General features: G+C 69.7%; 12 protein-coding genes. 9 read left to right on the top strand and 3 right to left on the bottom strand.

The features are described 5' to 3' along the window. Positions 1-31 precede the first annotated feature (31 nt). Together ACFVKT_RS14460 and gabT are read right to left on the bottom strand one after the other, a co-directional pair. Positions 32-709: a phosphatase PAP2 family protein gene (locus ACFVKT_RS14460; protein WP_385731212.1), complete on the bottom strand. Its 678-nt coding sequence runs from the start codon at positions 707-709 to the stop codon at positions 32-34. A gap of 327 nt (positions 710-1,036) precedes the next feature. Further along, positions 1,037-2,371 (bottom strand): 4-aminobutyrate--2-oxoglutarate transaminase, encoded by a 1,335-nt coding sequence (gene gabT, locus ACFVKT_RS14455; protein WP_385731210.1) that lies wholly within the window; start codon positions 2,369-2,371, stop codon positions 1,037-1,039. Positions 2,372-2,670: 299 nt separating this feature from the next. Between gabT and ACFVKT_RS14450 the strand changes: the two genes are divergently transcribed. The 5 genes from ACFVKT_RS14450 (at position 2,671) to secA (ending at position 13,628) form a co-directional block, all read left to right on the top strand. Beyond that, entirely contained in the window at positions 2,671-4,797 is a 2,127-nt protein-coding gene (locus ACFVKT_RS14450; protein ID WP_385731208.1) for an ATP-binding protein, read from the top strand. Between the two features lie 194 nt (positions 4,798-4,991). Beyond that, the gene (locus tag ACFVKT_RS14445; RefSeq protein ID WP_385731206.1) at positions 4,992-6,650 is read left to right on the top strand and encodes a PucR family transcriptional regulator; all 1,659 of its coding nucleotides are present in this window, start codon (positions 4,992-4,994) and stop codon (positions 6,648-6,650) included. Positions 6,651-7,002: 352 nt separating this feature from the next. Next, positions 7,003-8,448, top strand: coding sequence for an aldehyde dehydrogenase family protein (locus tag ACFVKT_RS14440; protein WP_385731204.1), 1,446 nt, complete (start codon positions 7,003-7,005; stop codon positions 8,446-8,448). A 334-nt stretch (positions 8,449-8,782) separates the two neighbouring features. Beyond that, positions 8,783-10,717, top strand: a complete 1,935-nt coding sequence (locus tag ACFVKT_RS14435) for an acyl-CoA dehydrogenase family protein (protein WP_385731202.1) — start codon at positions 8,783-8,785, stop codon at positions 10,715-10,717. A 172-nt stretch (positions 10,718-10,889) separates the two neighbouring features. After that, positions 10,890-13,628 (top strand): preprotein translocase subunit SecA, encoded by a 2,739-nt coding sequence (gene secA / locus ACFVKT_RS14430; RefSeq protein ID WP_385731200.1) that lies wholly within the window; start codon positions 10,890-10,892, stop codon positions 13,626-13,628. 7 nt (positions 13,629-13,635) lie between these two features. On the opposite strand, the gene ACFVKT_RS14425 is transcribed toward secA, so the two are convergent. Then, positions 13,636-14,085, bottom strand: a complete 450-nt coding sequence (locus tag ACFVKT_RS14425; protein ID WP_385731198.1) for a lamin tail domain-containing protein — start codon at positions 14,083-14,085, stop codon at positions 13,636-13,638. A 195-nt stretch (positions 14,086-14,280) separates the two neighbouring features. On the opposite strand from ACFVKT_RS14425, the gene dxr reads away from it, so the two are divergent. From dxr to ACFVKT_RS14405, 4 genes are all read left to right on the top strand, one after another. After that, positions 14,281-15,555 carry a 1-deoxy-D-xylulose-5-phosphate reductoisomerase gene (gene dxr / locus ACFVKT_RS14420; RefSeq protein WP_385731196.1) on the top strand — a complete coding sequence of 425 codons (1,275 nt, stop codon included), beginning with the start codon at positions 14,281-14,283 and terminating at the stop codon, positions 15,553-15,555. Next, positions 15,552-16,856 carry a M50 family metallopeptidase gene (locus ACFVKT_RS14415; protein WP_385731194.1) on the top strand — a complete coding sequence of 435 codons (1,305 nt, stop codon included), beginning with the start codon at positions 15,552-15,554 and terminating at the stop codon, positions 16,854-16,856. Before dxr ends, ACFVKT_RS14415 begins: the two co-directional genes overlap by 4 nt. A 183-nt stretch (positions 16,857-17,039) precedes the next feature. Continuing rightward, complete coding sequence (locus tag ACFVKT_RS14410; RefSeq protein ID WP_385731192.1) at positions 17,040-17,867, top strand: recombinase family protein; 828 nt, start codon at positions 17,040-17,042, stop codon at positions 17,865-17,867. A 283-nt stretch (positions 17,868-18,150) separates the two neighbouring features. After that, positions 18,151-18,765 (top strand): transposase, encoded by a 615-nt coding sequence (locus tag ACFVKT_RS14405; protein ID WP_385731190.1) that lies wholly within the window; start codon positions 18,151-18,153, stop codon positions 18,763-18,765. The last annotated feature ends 175 nt before the right edge of the window (positions 18,766-18,940 follow it).

The following is an 18,940-nucleotide window of genomic DNA, read 5'->3' as shown; positions in this document are numbered from 1 at the left end:
TCCCGGCGCCTGTTCCGGCTGATCCTGGCGGCTACTTCGGCTGATCCTGACGGCTGTTCCGGCGGAGCAGCAGCCACAGGCAGAACAGCAGCACCGTGCACAGACACCAGCTCGCCACCACGTCCAGCGGCCAGTGGAAGCCGCGCCGGACCAGACCGTAGGGCACCGCGAGGTTCAGCACGGCACAGGCGCTGAGTAGCGCGCGGCGGGCGCGGGCGGTGCGGAGCCAGGGGAGGAGTACGAGGGTGGCGGCGCCGTACGCGATGGCGGCGGTCGCCGTGTGCCCCGAGGGATAGAAGCCCGTACCCGGGCCCATGACCGGTGGGCCCGGGCGGGCGACCAGTTCTTTCGCCGGCACGACCAGTGCCGGTACGGCGGCCATCAGCACCGCCGAGGCGACGGAGGGCAGCCACCAGCGGTCCCGCCCGGCTCGGCGCGCACGCAGGGCGACGTACCCGAGCACGACGGCGAGGACGGGAACGGCGACCGCGATGTTGCCGAGGTCCGCGAGGAGTTCGTAGATCCGGGCCGGGTGTACGAGGTGGCCGCTGAGGCGTTCGTCCGCGCGGGCGAGGGGGCCGTGGGCCGCGACCTGCCAGGTGATCAGCGCGAAGAGGAGGGCCGGGAGGCCGAGAAAGAGGGAGAAGGTCGGCCACCCCGGAACAGGGGGGGTAGTTCCGGGGTGGCCGTCCGGATCGGATCGTCGCACGCCCCGGGGGGTTTGGGGCGGGCGACTGTCCGATCGGTGAGGAGATTCGGAGCTGGAAGCTCCGGGTGTGTGCGCGAGGGCACGACCAGGGCGAAGCTGGGGAGGCCCCGACCTGGTGCCGCCCACAGTCCCCTGTGGGCGGGGTGTATCTCTCATCTGGGTAGAACCTACGACAGGGGATCCGGGTCCGACAGACGGAATCGCCTCCCGTCATGCACCTCGCACACCTTCTTCACACGGCCTGACGACCGCCGGCCTACCCCGGCGGCCAAACGGAATCCGCTGCGAGGGGCAGCCGGATTCCGCTGGTGAGGCGCGTGGGGCGGGTCAGATGCGGGCGAAGGCCTGCTCGATGATGTCGAGGCCCTCGTTCAGGAGGTCCTCGCCGATGACCAGCGGGGGCAGGAAGCGGAGGACATTGCCGTACGTGCCACAGGTCAGGACCAGCAGGCCCTCCTGGTGACAGGCCTTGGCGAGTGCGGCGGCCGCCTCGGCGTTCGGCTCCTTGGAGTCGCGGTCCTTGACCAGCTCGATGGCGATCATGGCGCCGCGGCCGCGGACCTCGCCGATGATGTCGAACTTGTCCGCCATCGCGCCCAGGCGGGCCTTCATGACCGCCTCGATGTGCTTGGCCTTCGCGTTGAGGTCGAGCTCCTTCATCGTCTCGATCGCGCCGAGCGCGCCGGCGCAGGCCACCGGGTTGCCGCCGTAGGTGCCGCCCAGGCCGCCCGAGTGCGCGGCGTCCATGATCTCGGCGCGACCCGTGACGGCGGCGAGCGGGAGGCCGCCCGCGATGCCCTTGGCGGTGGTGATCAGGTCCGGGACGATGCCCTCGTCCTCGCAGGCGAACCACTGGCCGGTGCGGCAGAAGCCGGACTGGATCTCGTCGGCGACGAAGACGATGCCGTTGTCGCCGGCGAACTTGCTGATCGCGGGCAGGAAACCCTTGGCCGGCTCGATGAAGCCACCCTCGCCGAGCACCGGCTCGATGATGATCGCGGCCACGTTCTCGGCACCGATCTGCTTGTTGATCATGTCGATTGCCTGGGCGGACGCCTCGGCGCCCGCGTTCTGCGGGCCGGTCAGCCAGCGGTAGCCGTACGCCACCGGCACGCGGTAGACCTCGGGGGCGAACGGACCGAAGCCGTGCTTGTACGGCATGTTCTTCGCGGTCAGCGCCATCGTGAGGTTGGTACGCCCGTGGTAGCCGTGGTCGAACACGACCACCGCCTGCCGCTTGGTGTACGCCCGCGCGATCTTGACGGCGTTCTCGACGGCCTCGGCGCCCGAGTTGAACAGCGCCGACTTCTTGGCGTGATCTCCCGGCGTCAGCTCCGCCAGCGCCTCGGCGACGGCGACGTACCCCTCGTACGGCGTGACCATGAAACAGGTGTGGGTGAAGTCCTGGAGCTGGGCGGAGGCCCGGCGCACGACGGCCTCGGCGCTCGCGCCCACGCTGGTCACGGCGATACCCGACCCGAAGTCGATCAGCCGGTTTCCGTCGACGTCCTCGATGATGCCGCCGCCGGCGCGCGTGGTGAACACGGGGAGCACCGAGCCCACACCGGCCGCGACCGCGGCGAGCCGTCGGGCCTGCAGCTCCTGCGACTTCGGGCCGGGGATGGCGGTGACGACGCGGCGCTCCTGCGGAAGTGCGGTCATGAGGGGCTCCCTGATGATCTTGCGAACCGGACGGTCCCCGGCGGACGGGGCGTACCGGGCGGGGGGATTTCGGACGCTTGACTGCTTTCTTCGCAGGTTATGACCGGGGGAGGGGGGTGGGCATGCTCCATGGGGGAGTTGTTCAGGGTGTCGATTGTCCGTGGTGGATATAGCGGGGTGGGTGCTGAGCGAGGGGGTCTCCTCCCAGGTCCGGCCGTGTAAGCGGTGAACTCCCCCTGCGGGGGCACTAGATTGGCTCGCGGACGACGTACGGAGCGGCTGGTCAGGGGGCAAAGGCGATGGACAGCGACGGGACGCAGGACGCGCGGGGCACGCATGCCAGTCCTGTGCCGCGTCCGGCGGGGCCCCCGGACATGCCGGCGACACCACCCCGGCCCGCACGGGCACCGGGGATGCCGCCGTTGCCGGACGGGTCCGCCTTCCTGACGTGGGTCCGGACGGCCAGGCCCGAGGCGGCGCCCGGGGTCTGGCGGTTCGGGTACCGGCAGCGGCCGGACGAGGAGCCGGAGGAGATCCCGGCGCGGCAGCTCCTGAGCGGCGCCGTGATCGCGTTCCTGGTGGGGTGGCTGATCTGGTCGCTGCTCTGGAACGGCTACCTGGGCGGCTGGTGGGTCATCCCGCTCGACCTGTTCACCCCTGACTCCTGGCGCCGGAGCGACGACCGCGTCGGGACCGCGTTCCTCTGGTACGGCTACTACACGCTGATCGCCCTCGCCATCATGTTCGGCGTCGGCCGGCTCGGCCGTTGGGGCGAGGTCTGGCGGCGCTACGGGCCGCCCGCCTGGCGCCGCGCCGCTCCCGTGAGCGAACGGCCGCCCGCGCCCGAGGAGGACCCCGCCCAGTGGAACCAGCTCCGCGCCGCCGGTGCGGCCGACGCCGCCGACCGGCTCGCCGCCGAGGCCCGCTCGGGGCTGATGCGCGATGTCGACCATGCCCGGATCGCGCGGGCCTGGCAGGGCGTACGGAGCGGGCGGCACAGCCTCGCCACCTTCACCGGCGCGGTCCTCAAAGACGGGTCCGCCGCCTGTCTGCACCCCTCCGGGGCGCGCGACCTGCCAGGACGGCACGCGCTGCACGACCTGGTGACCGGACAGGTGCGCCTGGGCACCACCGCTGACGACGCCCGCAACCCGTACGCCTATCGAGGCACCGGCCTCGCTCTCGGCCCCGAGCTCCTCGGCACCTCGCTGCTCGCGGTCGGCCCGCCCGGATCCGGCAAGACGGGTGGCATCGTCTGGCCGCTCGCCGAGTCGCTGTGTCTGCACGCGCTCGCCGGGCGGGCCGCCGTGGTCGTGGTGGGCGCCGCGGGCGCCGGGCTCGGGGCCGTCGACGCCTACGACGTCGTCGTACGGATCGGGAATCCCGAGTCGGTGTACGACCTCGACCTGTACGGCGGGACCACCGACCCGGACGAAGCCGCCGCCGTACTGGCCGAGGCGCTCGTCGGGGATCTGGCCGATCCGCATCCCGGGGGCGACAGCCGCCGGTCGACGACTGTTCTCGCCCAGCTCCTGGGACCCTTCCGGGCCGTCCACGGCCGCTTCCCGTCCGTGCCCGAGCTGCGGCAGCTCCTCGACGGTTCCCCCGGTCCGCTCGGGGCGCTGCGCAAAGCACTGGAGGACAGCGGGAAGGAGTCGCTGCTGCGCGAACTCGACGCACGGGAACGGCAGTTGGGCCACCCCGGGGATGTGGGGGGCGTACTCGCGGACCGGGTAGCGCTCCTCGACCGGCCGGCGTTCGCGGGGTTCTTCGATACGTCGGGTCAGTCGCGGCCCTTCTCCCTCCGGGCGCTCGACCACCCCGTACGGGTGCGGATCGATCTGCCGGCGCGCGGGCACGCCGACGCCTCGCGGATCCTGGCACGGCTGGTGCTCGCACAGTTCACGGCGAGTGTCGCGGTACGGGAGGACCGCTCGCTGTTCGCCTGCCTGGTACTGGACGACGCGACCGGGGTCGTCACGCCCGAGGCCGTACGAGGCATCCAGCGGCTGCGGTCCGGCAACGCGGGCGCCGTGCTGACGCTCCGGACACTCGACGACGTGCCGCGGGCGCTGCGGACCCCGCTGCTCGGTGCTATCGGGTGCCGGATGGCGCTGTCCGGGATCACGCCCTGGGACGGGCAGGACTTCGCCGAGGTCTGGGGCAAGGAGTGGATCGAGGCGCGCGATGTCACCGACCGGCAGATCATCGCGGAGACCCCGGCGGGCAAGGCGCTGCACATGGTGCGGCGGGTGATCACCGGACACGCGCCGACCGCCCGGGCCGTCACCGTCCGCCAGGTCGAGCGGGAGCGCTGGTCCGCGTCCGAGCTGGCGCACGGGGTGCCGCCGGGCCACGCGGTGCTGTCGCTCACGAGCGTGCGGGGCGAGCACGCGCCGCCGTTGCTGGTGGATCTACGGGGCTGATGCTCGCGGGTCTGCAGGGCTGACTCCTAAGGTCTACGGCGCTGACCTGTACATCTGGACATATGGTCACGGCCGTACCGTACGGTGAGGCAGAATCGACATAGGTCGTTCATACGTCGCGGCCAAAAGATCACATCGCCAGTGACCGTCGAAGATCCTGTGAAGACCTGAGAACCCGAAGGCCTGAAGGTCCCATGCCCCCCACGCTCGCCTCGCTCGTCCACCACTCCGCGCTCAAGCTCACGGTGCGCGCGGGCGAGGAACGGCTGGACGTGCCCGTCCGCTGGGCGCACGCCAGCGAGCTCGCCGACCCCGTGCCGTACATGGAGGGCGGGGAACTCCTCCTGATCACCGCGCTCAAGCTGGACGCGGACGATCCCGAGGTCATGCAGCGCTATGTGAAGCGGCTGGTGGGAGCCGGGGTCGCCGGGCTCGGATTCGCCGTCGGGGTGCACTACGAGGAGATCCCGAAGGCACTCGTCGACGCGGCGGAGGAAGAGGGGCTGCCGCTCCTCGAAGTGCCCCGGCGTACGCCCTTCCTGGCCATCAGCAAGGCCGTCTCCGCCGCCATCGCCGCCGACCAGTACCGCGCCGTGACCGCGGGCTTCGCCGCACAGCGCGAGCTGACCAAGCAGGCGCTGACCGACGGGCCCGAAGGGCTGCTGTCCTCACTCGCCGGACAGATCGACGGCTGGGCGGCGCTGTACGACGCCTCCGGTGCCGTCGTCGCCACCGCGCCGGAGTGGGCGGGCCGGCGGGCCGCGCGGCTCACCCAGGACGTGGAGCGACTGCGGGACCGGCCGGCTCCCGCGAGTTCGGTGGTCGGCGGCGAGGACCGGGTCGAACTGCACTCGCTGGGCACGGGACGGCGGCCGCGCGCCGCACTCGCCGTCGGTACCGCCGCCGCCCTCGGCACGGCTGAGCGGTACGCCCTGCACTCGGCGATCGCCCTGCTGACGCTCACCACGGAACGCTCACGCTCCTTGCAGGCGGCCGAGCAGCGGATCGGCGCGGCGGTGCTGCGCATGCTGCTCGCCGGGGAGTCCGATCACGCCAGGGCCGTCGCCGGAGACCTGTTCGGCGAACTCCTCGACGCGCCCTTCCGGCTGATCCTCGCCGAGTCGGCGTCCGCGTCGGCGGCCCGGGCGCACGCCGACGGCCACGCGCGCGTGGCCGCTGCCGCCGTCCCCTCCGCCGCCGTCGCGGCGCACGAGACCGTGGGTGATCCGCTCGGCGCGCTCGCCGAGGTCGTGGAGTCCGCGGCCGCCCGTTCCGGTGAGGCCGTACTCGTCGTACCCGACGGGGAGCGGCTCGTCGTGCTCGCCGTGGACGGGGGCGCGGCGGTCGCCGCCTGCGGGGAGCACGCGACGGCGCTGGAGGTCCAGCGTGCCTCCCTGCGGGAGCAGTCCGGCGGTGACGAGGTCGAGCTCGTGGTCGGGCTGTCGGCGCCCGCCGGGCCGATCGCCGCCGGCGCCGCGTACAAGCAGGCCGAGCAGGCGCTGTCCGTCGCCCGGCGGCGCGGACGGTTCCTCGTCGAGCACGAGCAGCTCGCCGCGGGGTCCGTGGTGCCGCTGCTCGCCGATGACGCCGTGCGGGCGTTCGCGGACGGGCTGCTGCGGGCGCTGCACGAGCATGACGCCACCGGGCGGGGGGATCTGGTCGCCTCGCTGCGGGCGTGGCTGTCCCGGCACGGGCAGTGGGACGCGGCGGCCGCCGACCTCGGTGTGCACCGGCACACCCTCCGATACCGGATGCGGAGGGTCGAGGAGATCCTCGGGCGCTCCCTGGACGATCCGGATGTCCGGATGGAGCTGTGGCTGGCGCTGAAGACCACGGCGGCGGCGGGGGAGTGAGGGGCGGTTTTTTTCGCCCTGTCCGCCCCTGCCCATTCCCGTCACTTGGGGGCTCCGCCCCCAAACGCCCGCTCCTCAAACGCCGGAGGGCTGAAGATTCTTAGCCCGTCCGGCGTTTGAGGACGAGCGCGTTCAGCGCGACAGCGGGGGTCTGGGGGCGGCAGCCCCCAGGTACGGGACGGGCAGGGGCGGAGGGGGCGAAAAAACCACCCCCTGCACCACCCACCACCGTGCCAAACCGGCGCACCCCCACCCCCGACTGCTACGCCCCGGACAAACGACCCCCGGTCGCCCCACCCCTACCGTTGACGACGAAAGCCACGCCACCAACCTCGGAAGGGCCGGGACTCACATGACTTCCACCCACGCCTTCTGGCTCGCCGGCCGCCAGGCCACCGGTGAGACCACGTTCGACGTCACCTCCCCGTGGGACGGCCGGCTCGTCGGCCAGGTCAGCGTGCCGACCGACGCCCAGGTCGAGGAAGCCGTGGCCGCCGCGTACGCCGTACGGGACGAGTTCGCCGCGACCCCGGCGCACATCAGGGCCGCCGCCCTGGACCACGTGTCGAGGCGGCTGGTCGAGCGGACCGAGGAGATCGCCCGGCTCATCTCCGCCGAGAACGGCAAGCCGATCAAGTGGGCCCGCGGCGAGGTCGGCCGAGCCGTGTCGGTGTTCCGGTTCGCGGCGGAGGAGGCCCGCCGGTTCAACGGAGGCGAGGCACAGCGGCTCGACACGGACCTCGGCGGCCAGGGGCGGCTCGCGCTGACCCGCCGGTTCCCGAAGGGCGTCGTGCTGGGCATCGCACCCTTCAACTTCCCGCTCAACCTGTGCGCCCACAAGATCGCCCCGGCCATCGCGGCCGGCGCCCCGATCATCCTGAAGCCGGCGCCCGCGACCCCGCTCTCAGGCCTGATCATCGGCGACCTGCTGGCCGAGACCGAGCTGCCCGCCGGTTCGTGGAGCATCCTGCCGGTGGCGAACGAGCGGATGCCCGCCCTGGTGCAGGACGAGCGGCTGCCCGTCATCTCCTTCACCGGGTCCGAGAAGGTCGGGTACGCGATCATGGACAGCGTGCCGCGCAAGCACTGCACGCTGGAGCTCGGCGGCAACGGCGCGGCCGTGGTGCTCGCCGACTGGGCGAGTGACGCGGACCTGGACTGGGCCGCCACCCGCATCGCCACCTTCTCCAACTACCAGGGCGGCCAGTCCTGCATCTCCGTACAGCGGGTGATCGCTGACGCGGCCGTGTACGACCGGCTGCTGCCGCGCATCGTCGCCGCCGTCGAGGCGCAGGTCACCGGAGACCCGTCGGACGACAGGACCGACGTCGGCCCGCTGGTCAGCGAGGACGCCGCCAAGCGCGTAGAGGCGTGGGTGGAGGAGGCCGCACAGGCCGGGGCCCGCGTGCTCACCGGCGGCAAGCGGGACGGCGCCGCCTACGCGCCGACCGTGCTCGCCGACGTACCGCAGGACACCACCATCTCCTGCGAGGAGGTCTTCGGACCGGTCCTCACCGTACGGCGGGTGGAGGGCGAGGCCGCCGCCTTCGCCGCCGCCAACGACTCCAAGTACGGGCTCCAGGCAGGTGTGTTCACGCACGACCTGCAGACGGCGTTCCGCGCCCACCGCGCGCTGGAGGTGGGTGGCGTCGTGATCGGCGACGTGCCGTCCTACCGTGCCGACCAGATGCCGTACGGCGGCGTGAAGCAGTCCGGCGTGGGCCGCGAGGGCGTGAAGTTCGCGATGGACGACTACACGTACGAGCGGGTGCTGGTGCTGACGGGCCTCGCCCTCTGACCGTCTTCCCGAAAAGCTAGCTCATGGGAACCATTTTCATATAGGCTCCCGATGAAGGGCCCGGCACCGATGCCTTCCGGTGCCGGGCCCTTTGCGTCGTCGGCGCGCGCGTTGGGCCGAACGCTGCGCGAGGACTGGTGGGGTCACCCGGAATCAGGTAAATACGATCGAGTAGAACCGATCAGTAACGTGCGCCCGAAGATCACCGAAATGCGTCATGAGACCGGCGAAATGCGTCATGAGACCGGCGAAATGGGCGCACAAGATCGGGGTACCAGAGCGTACGAGATCGGCACACGAACCCCTGTTCCCGATGCGCGGCGAGGTGACCCTCATGACCGCAACACCCCACAAGCCCACCGTCACCGAACGTGAGGCACGGCAGGTCGCCGAGGCCGCGCGCGAACAGGACTGGCGCAGGCCGAGCTTCGCCAAGGAACTCTTCCTCGGCCGCTTCCGGCTCGACCTGATCCACCCGCACCCGCTGCCCGCCGACGAGGACGCCCGGCGCGGCGAGGAGTTCCTCGCCAAGCTGCGCGACTTCTGCGAGACGAAGATCGACCCGGCGCTCATCGAACGCGAGGCGCTGATCCCCGACGAGGTCATCAACGGCCTCAAGGAACTCGGCGCCTTCGGTATGAAGATCGACACGAAGTACGGCGGTCTGGGCCTCACCCAGGTCTACTACAACAAGTCGCTCGCCCTGATCGGCTCGGCGAACCCGGCGCTCGGCGCGCTGCTCTCCGCGCACCAGTCGATCGGCGTACCGCAGCCGCTGAAGCTCTTCGGCACCCAGGAGCAGAAGGACACCTTCCTGCCGCGCTGCGCACGCACCGACATCTCGGCGTTCCTGCTGACCGAGCCGGACGTGGGTTCCGACCCCGCCCGCCTCGCGACGAGCGCCGTGCCGGACGGCGACGACTACCTTCTGGACGGCGTGAAGCTCTGGACGACCAACGGCGTGGTCGCCGACCTCCTCGTCGTCATGGCGCGGGTGCCGAAGTCCGAGGGGCACAAGGGCGGCATCACGGCGTTCGTGGTCGAGGCGGCCTCCGAGGGCATCACCGTCGAGAACCGCAACGCCTTCATGGGCCTGCGCGGCCTGGAGAACGGCGTGACCCGCTTCCACCAGGTCCGGGTGCCCGCCGTGAACCGCATCGGCCCGGAGGGCTCGGGTCTGAAGATCGCGCTGACCACCCTCAACACGGGCCGGCTCTCCCTCCCCGCGATGTGCGTGGGCGCGGGCAAGTGGTGTCTGAAGATCGCCCGTGAGTGGTCGGCGGCGCGTGAGCAGTGGGGCAAGCCGGTCGCGTTCCACGAGGCTGTGGGCGCGAAGATCTCCTTCATCGCGGCGACGACGTTCGCGCTGGAGGCCGTCCTCGACCTGTCCTCCCAGATGGCCGACGAGGACCGCAACGACATCCGCATCGAGGCCGCCCTCGCCAAGCTGTACGGCTCCGAGATGGCCTGCCTGATGGCCGACGAGCTGGTCCAGATCCGCGGCGGGCGCGGCTTCGAGACCGCGGAGTCGCTGGCGGCGCGTGGGGAGCGGGCGGTACCCGCCGAGCAGGTCCTGCGCGACCTCCGTATCAACCGCATCTTCGAGGGCTCGACGGAGATCATGCACCTGCTGATCGCCCGCGAGGCCGTGGACGCCCACCTCTCGGTCGCCGGTGACCTCATCGACCCCGACAAGTCCCTCTCTGACAAGGCGAAGGCGGGCGCGAACGCCGGTGTCTTCTACGCCAAGTGGCTGCCGAAGCTGGTCGCGGGCCAGGGTCAGCTTCCGCGCGCGTACGCCGAGTTCAACCAGGGCGGCGTCGACCTCTCCCCGCATCTCCGCTTCGTCGAACGCAGCGCCCGCAAGCTCGCCCGCTCCACCTTCTACGCCATGTCCCGCTGGCAGGGCCGGATGGAGACCAAGCAGGGCTTCCTTGGTCGGATCGTCGACATCGGCGCCGAACTCTTCGCGATGAGCGCGGCCTGTGTACGCGCCGAACTCCTGCGCACCACCGAGGACCACGGCCGCGAGGCCTACCAGCTCGCCGACGCCTTCTGCCGTCAGGCCCGCATCCGCGTCGACGAACTCTTCGGCCGGCTCTGGACCAACACCGACGACCTCGACCGCAAGGTGGTCAAGGGCGTCCTGGCGGGCCGCTACGAATGGCTGGAGCAGGGCGTCATCGATCCGTCGGGCGAAGGACCGTGGATCGCCGACGCGTCGCCAGGCCCGAGCAAGAAGGAAAACCTCCACCGCCCCATTCGCTGACCTTTTCCCAGGAGCGCACAGCAGCCCCGTCCGTCATTCCACCGCTTGCCGCACCGAAACTGTGCGCCAACAATGAAATAAGTGGAATGGCGAACGGGCGTCCGCATTCTCCGGTGGGCCCACCACTGGACAGGGGTGCTCATGGACGCCGCTCAGTTGTGGGGGAATTCCCATGCCAGCCAAGGGCCTTGACGCCATCACCGGCAGGATCATGCGGGCCGGCGAGGGCCGGATACTGCGCCGCCTGGAGCGCATCGCGGAACAGGTCGGCTCCCTCGAAGAGGACTTCAAGGAGCTGACCGACGAGGAACTCCAGTCGCTCACACCGGAGTTCAAGGAGCGGTACGCCGAGGGCGAGAGCCTCGACGACCTGCTGCCGGAAGCCTTCGCCGCGATGCGCGAGGCCGCGCGCCGCACCCTGGGCATGCGCCACTTCGACGTCCAGATCATGGGCGGCGCGGCGCTCCACCTCGGCAACATCGCCGAGATGCAGACCGGCGAGGGGAAGACTCTCGTCGGCACGCTCCCCGTCTACCTGAACGCCCTGACCGGCAAGGGAGTTCACCTCGTCACGGTCAACGACTACCTGGCCGGGCGCGACGCCGAGTGGATGGGCCGCGCCTACCGATTCCTGGGCCTGACCGTCGGCGTCATCAAGACGCAGTCGACCCCGGCCGAGCGCCGCGCCCAGTACGCCTGCGACATCACGTACGGCACCAACACCGAGTTCGGCTTCGACTACCTGCGCGACAACATGGCCTGGTCGCAGGACGAACTCGTCCAGCGCGGCCACCACTTCGCGATCGTCGACGAGGCCGACTCGATCCTCATCGACGAGGCACGCACCCCGCTGATCATCTCGGGCCCGGCCGACCAGCCCACGCACTGGTACGAGTCCTTCGCCAAGTTCGCCCTGCGGATGAAGGGCGTCCTGGTCCAGGAGGAGCAGTTCACCACGCCGGCGGACAAGGACCGCCTGGCCGAGCTGCGCACCCAGTACGACTACGAGTACGACCCCAAGAAGCGCACGGTGTCGATCCTGGACCGCGGAGTGGAGTACCTCCAGGACCAGTTGGGCATCGAGAGCCTCTACGAGTCCGACCACACCCCGCTCATCGGCCACCTCAGCAACGCCCTCAAGGCCAAGGAGCACTTCAAGAAGGACAAGGACTACGTCCTGGTGGACGGCGAGGTGCTGATCGTCGACGAGCACACCGGACGCATCCTCGCCGGCCGCCGCTACAACGAAGGCCTGCACCAGGCCATCGAGGCCAAGGAAGGCGTGACGATCAAGGACGAGAACCAGACGCTCGCCACGATCACCCTGCAGAACTTCTTCCGCCTCTACGAGAAGCTCGCCGGAATGACCGGCACCGCCATGACCGAGGCGGCCGAGTTCCACCAGATCTACAAGCTGCACGTCGTCCCGATCCCCACCAACCGGCCGATGGTCCGCGTCGACGATCCCGACCAGATCTACCGCACCGAGGAGGCGAAGTACGCCGCGATCCTCGCCGACATCGCCGAGCGGCACGAGGCCGGCCAGCCGATTCTGGTGGGCACCACCTCCGTGGAGAAGTCCGAGGTGCTGTCCGCACGGCTGCGCAGGGACGGCATCCCGCACGAGGTCCTCAACGCCAAGAACCACCAGCGCGAGGCCCAGATCGTCGCGCAGGCCGGACGCAGGGGCGCGGTCACCGTGGCCACCAACATGGCGGGCCGCGGAACCGACATCATGCTCGGCGGAAACCCGGAGGCCATGGCGCTCGCCGAGTCCGGCGCGGACGCGGACCCCGAGGACCGCCGTGAAGTCCTCGACCGGATCACCACCACGGCCGCCGCCGAACACGACGAGGTCAAGAGCCTCGGCGGTCTCTACGTCCTGGGCACCGAACGCCACGAGTCACGGCGCATCGACAACCAGCTGCGCGGCCGCTCCGGCCGCCAGGGCGACCCGGGAGCCTCCCGCTTCTACCTCTCGCTCCAGGACGACCTGATGCGGCTGTTCCGCGCCAACGTGGTCGACCGCGTGATGTCCATGGCCAACGTCCCCGACGACGTACCCATCGAGAACAAGATGGTCACCCGCGCCATCGCCTCCGCCCAGGCCCAGCTGGAGCAGCAGCACTTCGAGTCCCGCAAGGACGTCCTGAAGTTCGACGAGGTCCTCAACCGGCAGCGCACCCTCATCTACGCCGAGCGCCGCCGGGTCCTCGCGGGGGAGGACCTGCGCGAACAGATCCTGCACTTCATGGACGACACCGTCCGGGCCTACGTCGAGCAGGAGACCGGCGCGGGCTTCGCCGAGGAGTGGGACCTGGAGCGGCTGTGGAGCGCCCTCGGGCAGCTCTACCCCGTGACGATCACCGTCGAGGGCCTGGAGGACGCGGCAGGCGACCGCGCGAACCTCACCGCCGCCGACCTGCTGGACGCGGTCACGGAGGACATCCACGCCCGCTACGAGGACCGCGATGCCGAGCTCGGCGCCGAGGCCCTGCGTGACCTGGAACGCCTGGTCGTCCTCTCCGTCCTCGACCGCAAATGGCGCGAGCACCTCTACGAGATGGACTACCTGCGCGACGGCATCGGCCTGCGCTGGACGCTCGGCCGGGAGCCGATCGTCGAGTACGAGCGCGAGGGCTTCGACATGTACGGCGCGATGACCGAGGCCATCAAGGAGGAGTCCGTCGGCTATGTGTTCAACCTCGACGCCGCGGCTCCGGCCGCCGGGACCCGGCGCGCGCCGACCGACGGGCTGCACTTCACCGCGCCCACGCTGGACACGGCGGAGGGAGTCGTCGAGGGTGCCTTCGCCCCGGCCGACGCCGCTCCCGGGCCCTCGGAGGAGGCGCCCGCGCGGAGCGGCGCCCGGCCCGTGAAGTCGAAGGCCAGGCGCCGCCGCAGGCGGTGACGGCGGGTCAGCAGACCTTGTCGCTGGGATCCCGCGTCGTCCACGAGCAGGTGTCGACCTTGCTGCCGTTCGACTTGGTGAGCGTGGCGGTGTCGCTCGTGTTGTTCCAGACGTACCAACTGCGGTTCTGGTACCGGTGCGCAGAGGTGGCTGTGCCCTTGCCGGTGTGCACCTTGACGGTCTTGCCCGCCCCGATCTTGATGTTGGGGAAGGTGTACCGGTGGTTCGCGACGTCCTTCAGGATCCAGCCCTTGACCGAGATGGCCGCGGAACTGGTGTTCTTGAGCTGTACCCACTCACCGTTGAGGCTGGTGTTCGAGCCGGTGTCCGATCCCGGGCTGTCGAACCAGACCCGGTGGATGGTCACACCGCCGGCCGCCTGAGCCGGAGTGCTGAGAAATGTGCCTGTCAGTGCCACGGCGCCCGCGAGTGCGGGCAGGGCAGCGCGTATCCGCATGATCCGCATGAGAAACCCCCCAGGGTGTTGTTCACCGGTCGGTCGTCCACCGACCGGTCATGTAGTGCTATCACGTGATCTTCACGTTGGTTTCACAAAGGGCGATTTCAGTTCCTCTGGCACACGGAGGTGCTAATGGGACCGGAAGAGGGGCGCGCTGTCCTGCGCGCGACGCATTGCGGCCACAATGGGGGAATGAGCGACAGTCCAGCGCCCCTCGCTGATCCGCATCTTGTCTTCGACCCCGTGGACGGAGTCCGGGATGTCGTGATCCTCGGCTCCACCGGCTCGATCGGCACCCAGGCCATCGACCTCGTGCTGCGCAACCCCGACCGGTTCCGGGTCACCGGGCTCTCCGCCGCCGGCGGACGGGTCGCACTGCTCGCCGAGCAGGCCCACCGGCTGCGCGTCCAGGCGGTCGCAGTGGCGCGCGAGGATGTCGTACCGGCGCTGAAGGAAGCCCTCGCGGCGCGGTACGCCCCTGGTGAGGCCCTTCCCGAGATCCTCGCCGGACCGGCCGCGGCCACCCACCTGGCCGCCTCCGCCTGCCACACCGTGCTGAACGGAATCACCGGCTCCATCGGCCTCGCGCCCACCCTCGCCGCCCTGGAGGCGGGCCGCACCCTCGCGCTCGCCAACAAGGAGTCGCTCATCGTCGGCGGCCCGCTGGTGAAGGCGCTGGCCAAGCCCGGCCAGATCATCCCGGTCGACTCCGAGCACGCCGCCCTGTTCCAGGCCCTCGCCTCCGGCACCCGGGCTGACGTACGGAAACTCGTCGTGACCGCTTCCGGGGGCCCCTTCCGGGGACGTACGAGATCCGAACTGGCCGCCGTGACCCCCGAGGCCGCACTCGCCCACCCCACCTGGGCCATGGGGCCGGTCATCACCATCAACTCCGCGACCCTGGTCAACAAGGGGCTCGAAGTCATCGAGGCGCACCTCCTCTACGACATTCCCTTCGAGCGGATTGAGGTGGTCGTGCACCCGCAGTCGTATGTCCACTCGATGGTTGAGTTCACCGACGGATCCACGATCGCCCAGGCGACGCCCCCCGACATGCGCGGGCCCATCGCCATCGGGCTCGGCTGGCCCGAGCGCGTGCCCGACGCGGCGCCCGCCTTCGACTGGACCAAGGCGTCGAGCTGGGAGTTCTACCCGCTCGACAACGACGCGTTTCCGTCGGTCGCCCTCGCCCGGCACGTCGGGCAGCTCGCGGGCACGGCCCCGGCGGTGTTCAATGCCGCCAACGAGGAGTGCGTGGACGCGTTCCTGAGCGGCGGACTGCCGTATCTCGGGATCATGGAGACTGTCACACGAGTGGTCGAGGAACACGGCACACCGGTCACGGGAACTTCTCTGACCGTCGCGGACGTCCTCGAAGCGGAGACCTGGGCGCGTGCCCGGGCCCGCGAACTGACGGCACAGACGAAACAGACAGCGCAGACGACAACCGCGGAGGCTCGTGCATGACGACCTTGATGATGATCCTCGGCATAGTCGTCTTCGTGGCCGGCCTGCTCATCTCGATCGCGTGGCACGAGCTGGGGCACCTGTCGACGGCCAAGCTCTTCGGCATTCGCGTGCCCCAGTACATGGTCGGTTTCGGCCCGACCATCTGGTCGCGCAAGAAGGGCGACACCGAGTACGGCATCAAGGCGGTCCCGCTCGGCGGCTACATCCGCATGATCGGCATGTTCCCGCCAGGACCGGACGGCAGGATCGAGGCCCGCTCGACCTCCCCCTTCCGCGGCATGATCGAGGACGCCAGGTCGGCCGCCTTCGAGGAGCTCAAGCCCGGCGACGAGAGCCGCCTCTTCTACACGCGCAAGCCGTGGAAGCGCGTGATCGTGATGTTCGCGGGCCCCTTCATGAACCTCATCCTGGCCGTCGCGATCTTCCTCGGCGTGATGATGACGTTCGGCATCCAGACCCAGACCACCACCGTCGGCAAGGTCTCCGACTGTGTCATCCAGGGCAGCGAGAACCGGACGAAGTGCGAAGCCGGCGACGAGGCCGCGCCCGCCAAGGCCGCCGGGCTCCAGGGCGGCGACAAGATCGTCGCGTTCAACGGCGTGGCCGTGGAGGACTGGTCGACCCTCCAGGCAGACATTCGCGACAACCCCGGCAAGACCGTCACCCTGACCGTCGACCGCAAGGGCGAGCAGCTCGACCTCACCGCCCACCTGATCACGAACCAGGTCAGCAAGACCGACGGCAACGGCGGCTATGTCGAGGGTCAGTACGTGTCCGCCGGCTTCCTCGGCTTCACGCCCGCCACCGGCATCGTCGAGCAGTCCTTCGGCCAGTCCGTGGACCGCATGGGCGACATGATGCAGAACGGCGTGGAGTCGCTGATCGCCCTGCCCAGCAAGGTCCCCGCCCTCTGGGACGCGGCCTTCGGCGACGGCCCGCGTGCGGCCGACTCCCCGATGGGCGTGGTCGGCGCCGCCCGCATCGGCGGTGACGTGTTCACCCTCGACATCCCGGCCTCGCAGCAGATCGCGATGATGCTGTTCCTGGTGGCAGGCTTCAACCTCTCGCTGTTCCTGTTCAACATGCTCCCGCTGCTCCCGCTCGACGGCGGGCACATCGCGGGCGCGCTGTGGGAGTCGCTGCGGCGGAACCTGGCGAAGGTGCTGAGGCGGCCCGACCCGGGCCCCTTCGACGTCGCCAAGCTGATGCCGGTCGCCTATGTGGTGGCAGGGATCTTCATCTGCTTTACCTTGCTCGTATTCGTGGCAGATGTTGTCAATCCCGTGCGCCTGAGTTGATGAATCGGTCGTTTCTATGTGTGTGCCGTTATGGCTGCGCCCTTCACTCGGGTAACTCAAACGAGTGAAGGGTGCAGCTTGTTCGTGCGTCATGGTCACGGGCTTCGTACGTTCTTGCTGTTCATGGGTGACCCCAGCGGTGCGCTAACACCCTGGGGTCTGGCCAGTCTGGAAAGGACTGACATGCAGCAAGGTACTGTGCCGTGCGCAGATGGCAAGGACAGGGACGCGGAGACCGCTGACGTCGCCGCCTACACGCGGGTCTCGACCACTGAACAGCGGGGCAGGTACGGGATTCCCGCCCAGGAGCAGGCCATCCGTGCGTTCGTGGAGCAGCGGCCGCGGTGGCGTCTCGTTGTGGGGCGCCAGGATGTCGGCGAATCGGGCTCGACGCATTCACGCCCTGGATTCGACGCACTGCTCGGAGACATCGCCGCAGGGCGGGTGAAGCTGGTCTTGGTGCATCGACTCGACCGGCTGGGGCGGACTGCGGCTGCTGTTTGGCGTTGCATCTGGCAGATCGAGGATGCCGGGGCGCGGGTGGAGTGCTGTACCGAGCCTCTCGGTGAGCCCGGCATCGAGCGATTGCTCACGGTAGACGGGCTGGCGCAGGGCGTGAAGGCGGACTACCGGCGTATTCTCGCCCGCACCCAGGCGGGTCGGCAGTTGAAGGCCGTCGACGGTGGTTGGCCGGGTGGTCCGGCCCCGTACGGCTACAGGATCAGTGGCAAGGGGGCTTTCGGGTCGACCCTCGAAGTGGATCCGGCTGAAGCGGGCGTCGTGAGGCTCATCGCCGACCTCGTGATCGGCGGAGTGCGTAGCTTCAAGGGCCTGGGGGACGAGCTGAACGATCGAGGCATTCTGACTCGAAGCGGCAAGCAGTGGACGCCTTCGAACCTGGTCAGGCGTCTGCGGAGCGGCACTTTCCTTGGAGAGGTGGTCTTTCGCCGTCCTGACAGGCAGTGGGGCGGCCACTCCACCCGGCTCGGCAGTGACGGTCGCCCCCTGTAAGGCGAGAGCGTGGTGATCCCACTGCCTCCGATTCTCGCGGCGGATCGGATCAAGGATTTTCAGGGAATGCTGGGCAAATTGGCGAGGCCGCGACAGAGGCCCAACGGGGATTACCCGCTCACCGGGCGGATTCATGGGCAATGCGGGCGTCCTTACGTCGGCGACGTCGTCGATCGGGTGCATGGAACGGGTGAGGTCGCTGGACCGGCTCGTCGCGCGGTGCGGAGAGGAGCTCGAAGCGCTGCGGAGTCGGGCTGAGCGAGACCTGGTCGGTGCGGCTGCCATGCGTCAGCTCGAATCGGACATGCAGGTGTTCGGCCGGATCCTGGCTCATGCGCGTGACTGGCTGCGTGAACTCGAGGATCTGGGTCACAAGGATTCGGGGCTGAAAGCTGTCTTTGTATCGGACACCCCGGACATTCGGACTCTCCCACCGTCCGATCGGCGCCGTGTGGTCGAGTGGTCCGACGTACGTGTTGAAATCGCGGATCCCACTTTCCGGTCCCGAGAAGGGCGGGAATGCTCCACGACCGAGTGGCATCGACGCACAGGGACACCGGTCCCGACCGACCCCACGGACGGTCAATGGGAGCACGTTGACCGGCTGCTCCGCTCCAAGTATCCGGCTCACCACTTCCGGTCACCGTTGAACCTGCGGGCGGCTCTCACGGGGATGCTGCATCGCTTGCGTACCGGAATCCATTGGCCCGACCTTCCGGAGAGGTTCGGCAAGTTCGCGAAGGTTCGTCCGAGGCAGCGCACATGGCTGGCGGACGGCGTGTGGCCGGACATCATGCGGCTGCTCAACGAGGAGGGAGAGGGCACCCCGGTCTTTGAGCGTGCTGCTGTCCCTTCCCTCGTGATCCACACGGACCTGGACGCCGCTCGGGCGTCCTGAAAAGTTCCACGGCCGTCCGGGGAGCCTGTCCTCCCTGGACGGCCACCATGCCCGGCCACCCACCAATGAGTACGTTTACCTGCGGGATGTGTCCTGGCCTGTGCCCGTGCCGTAATCTCGAAGCCTGGAGCCCACGATTCCGGGACCTTGATCCACAACTTGGGGTTGCACAGCA

It is taken from the genome of Streptomyces sp. NPDC127595 (genome assembly GCF_042671685.1).
Taxonomy (GTDB): domain Bacteria; phylum Actinomycetota; class Actinomycetes; order Streptomycetales; family Streptomycetaceae; genus Streptomyces.
This window is presented reverse-complemented; position numbering and strand designations above follow the sequence as displayed.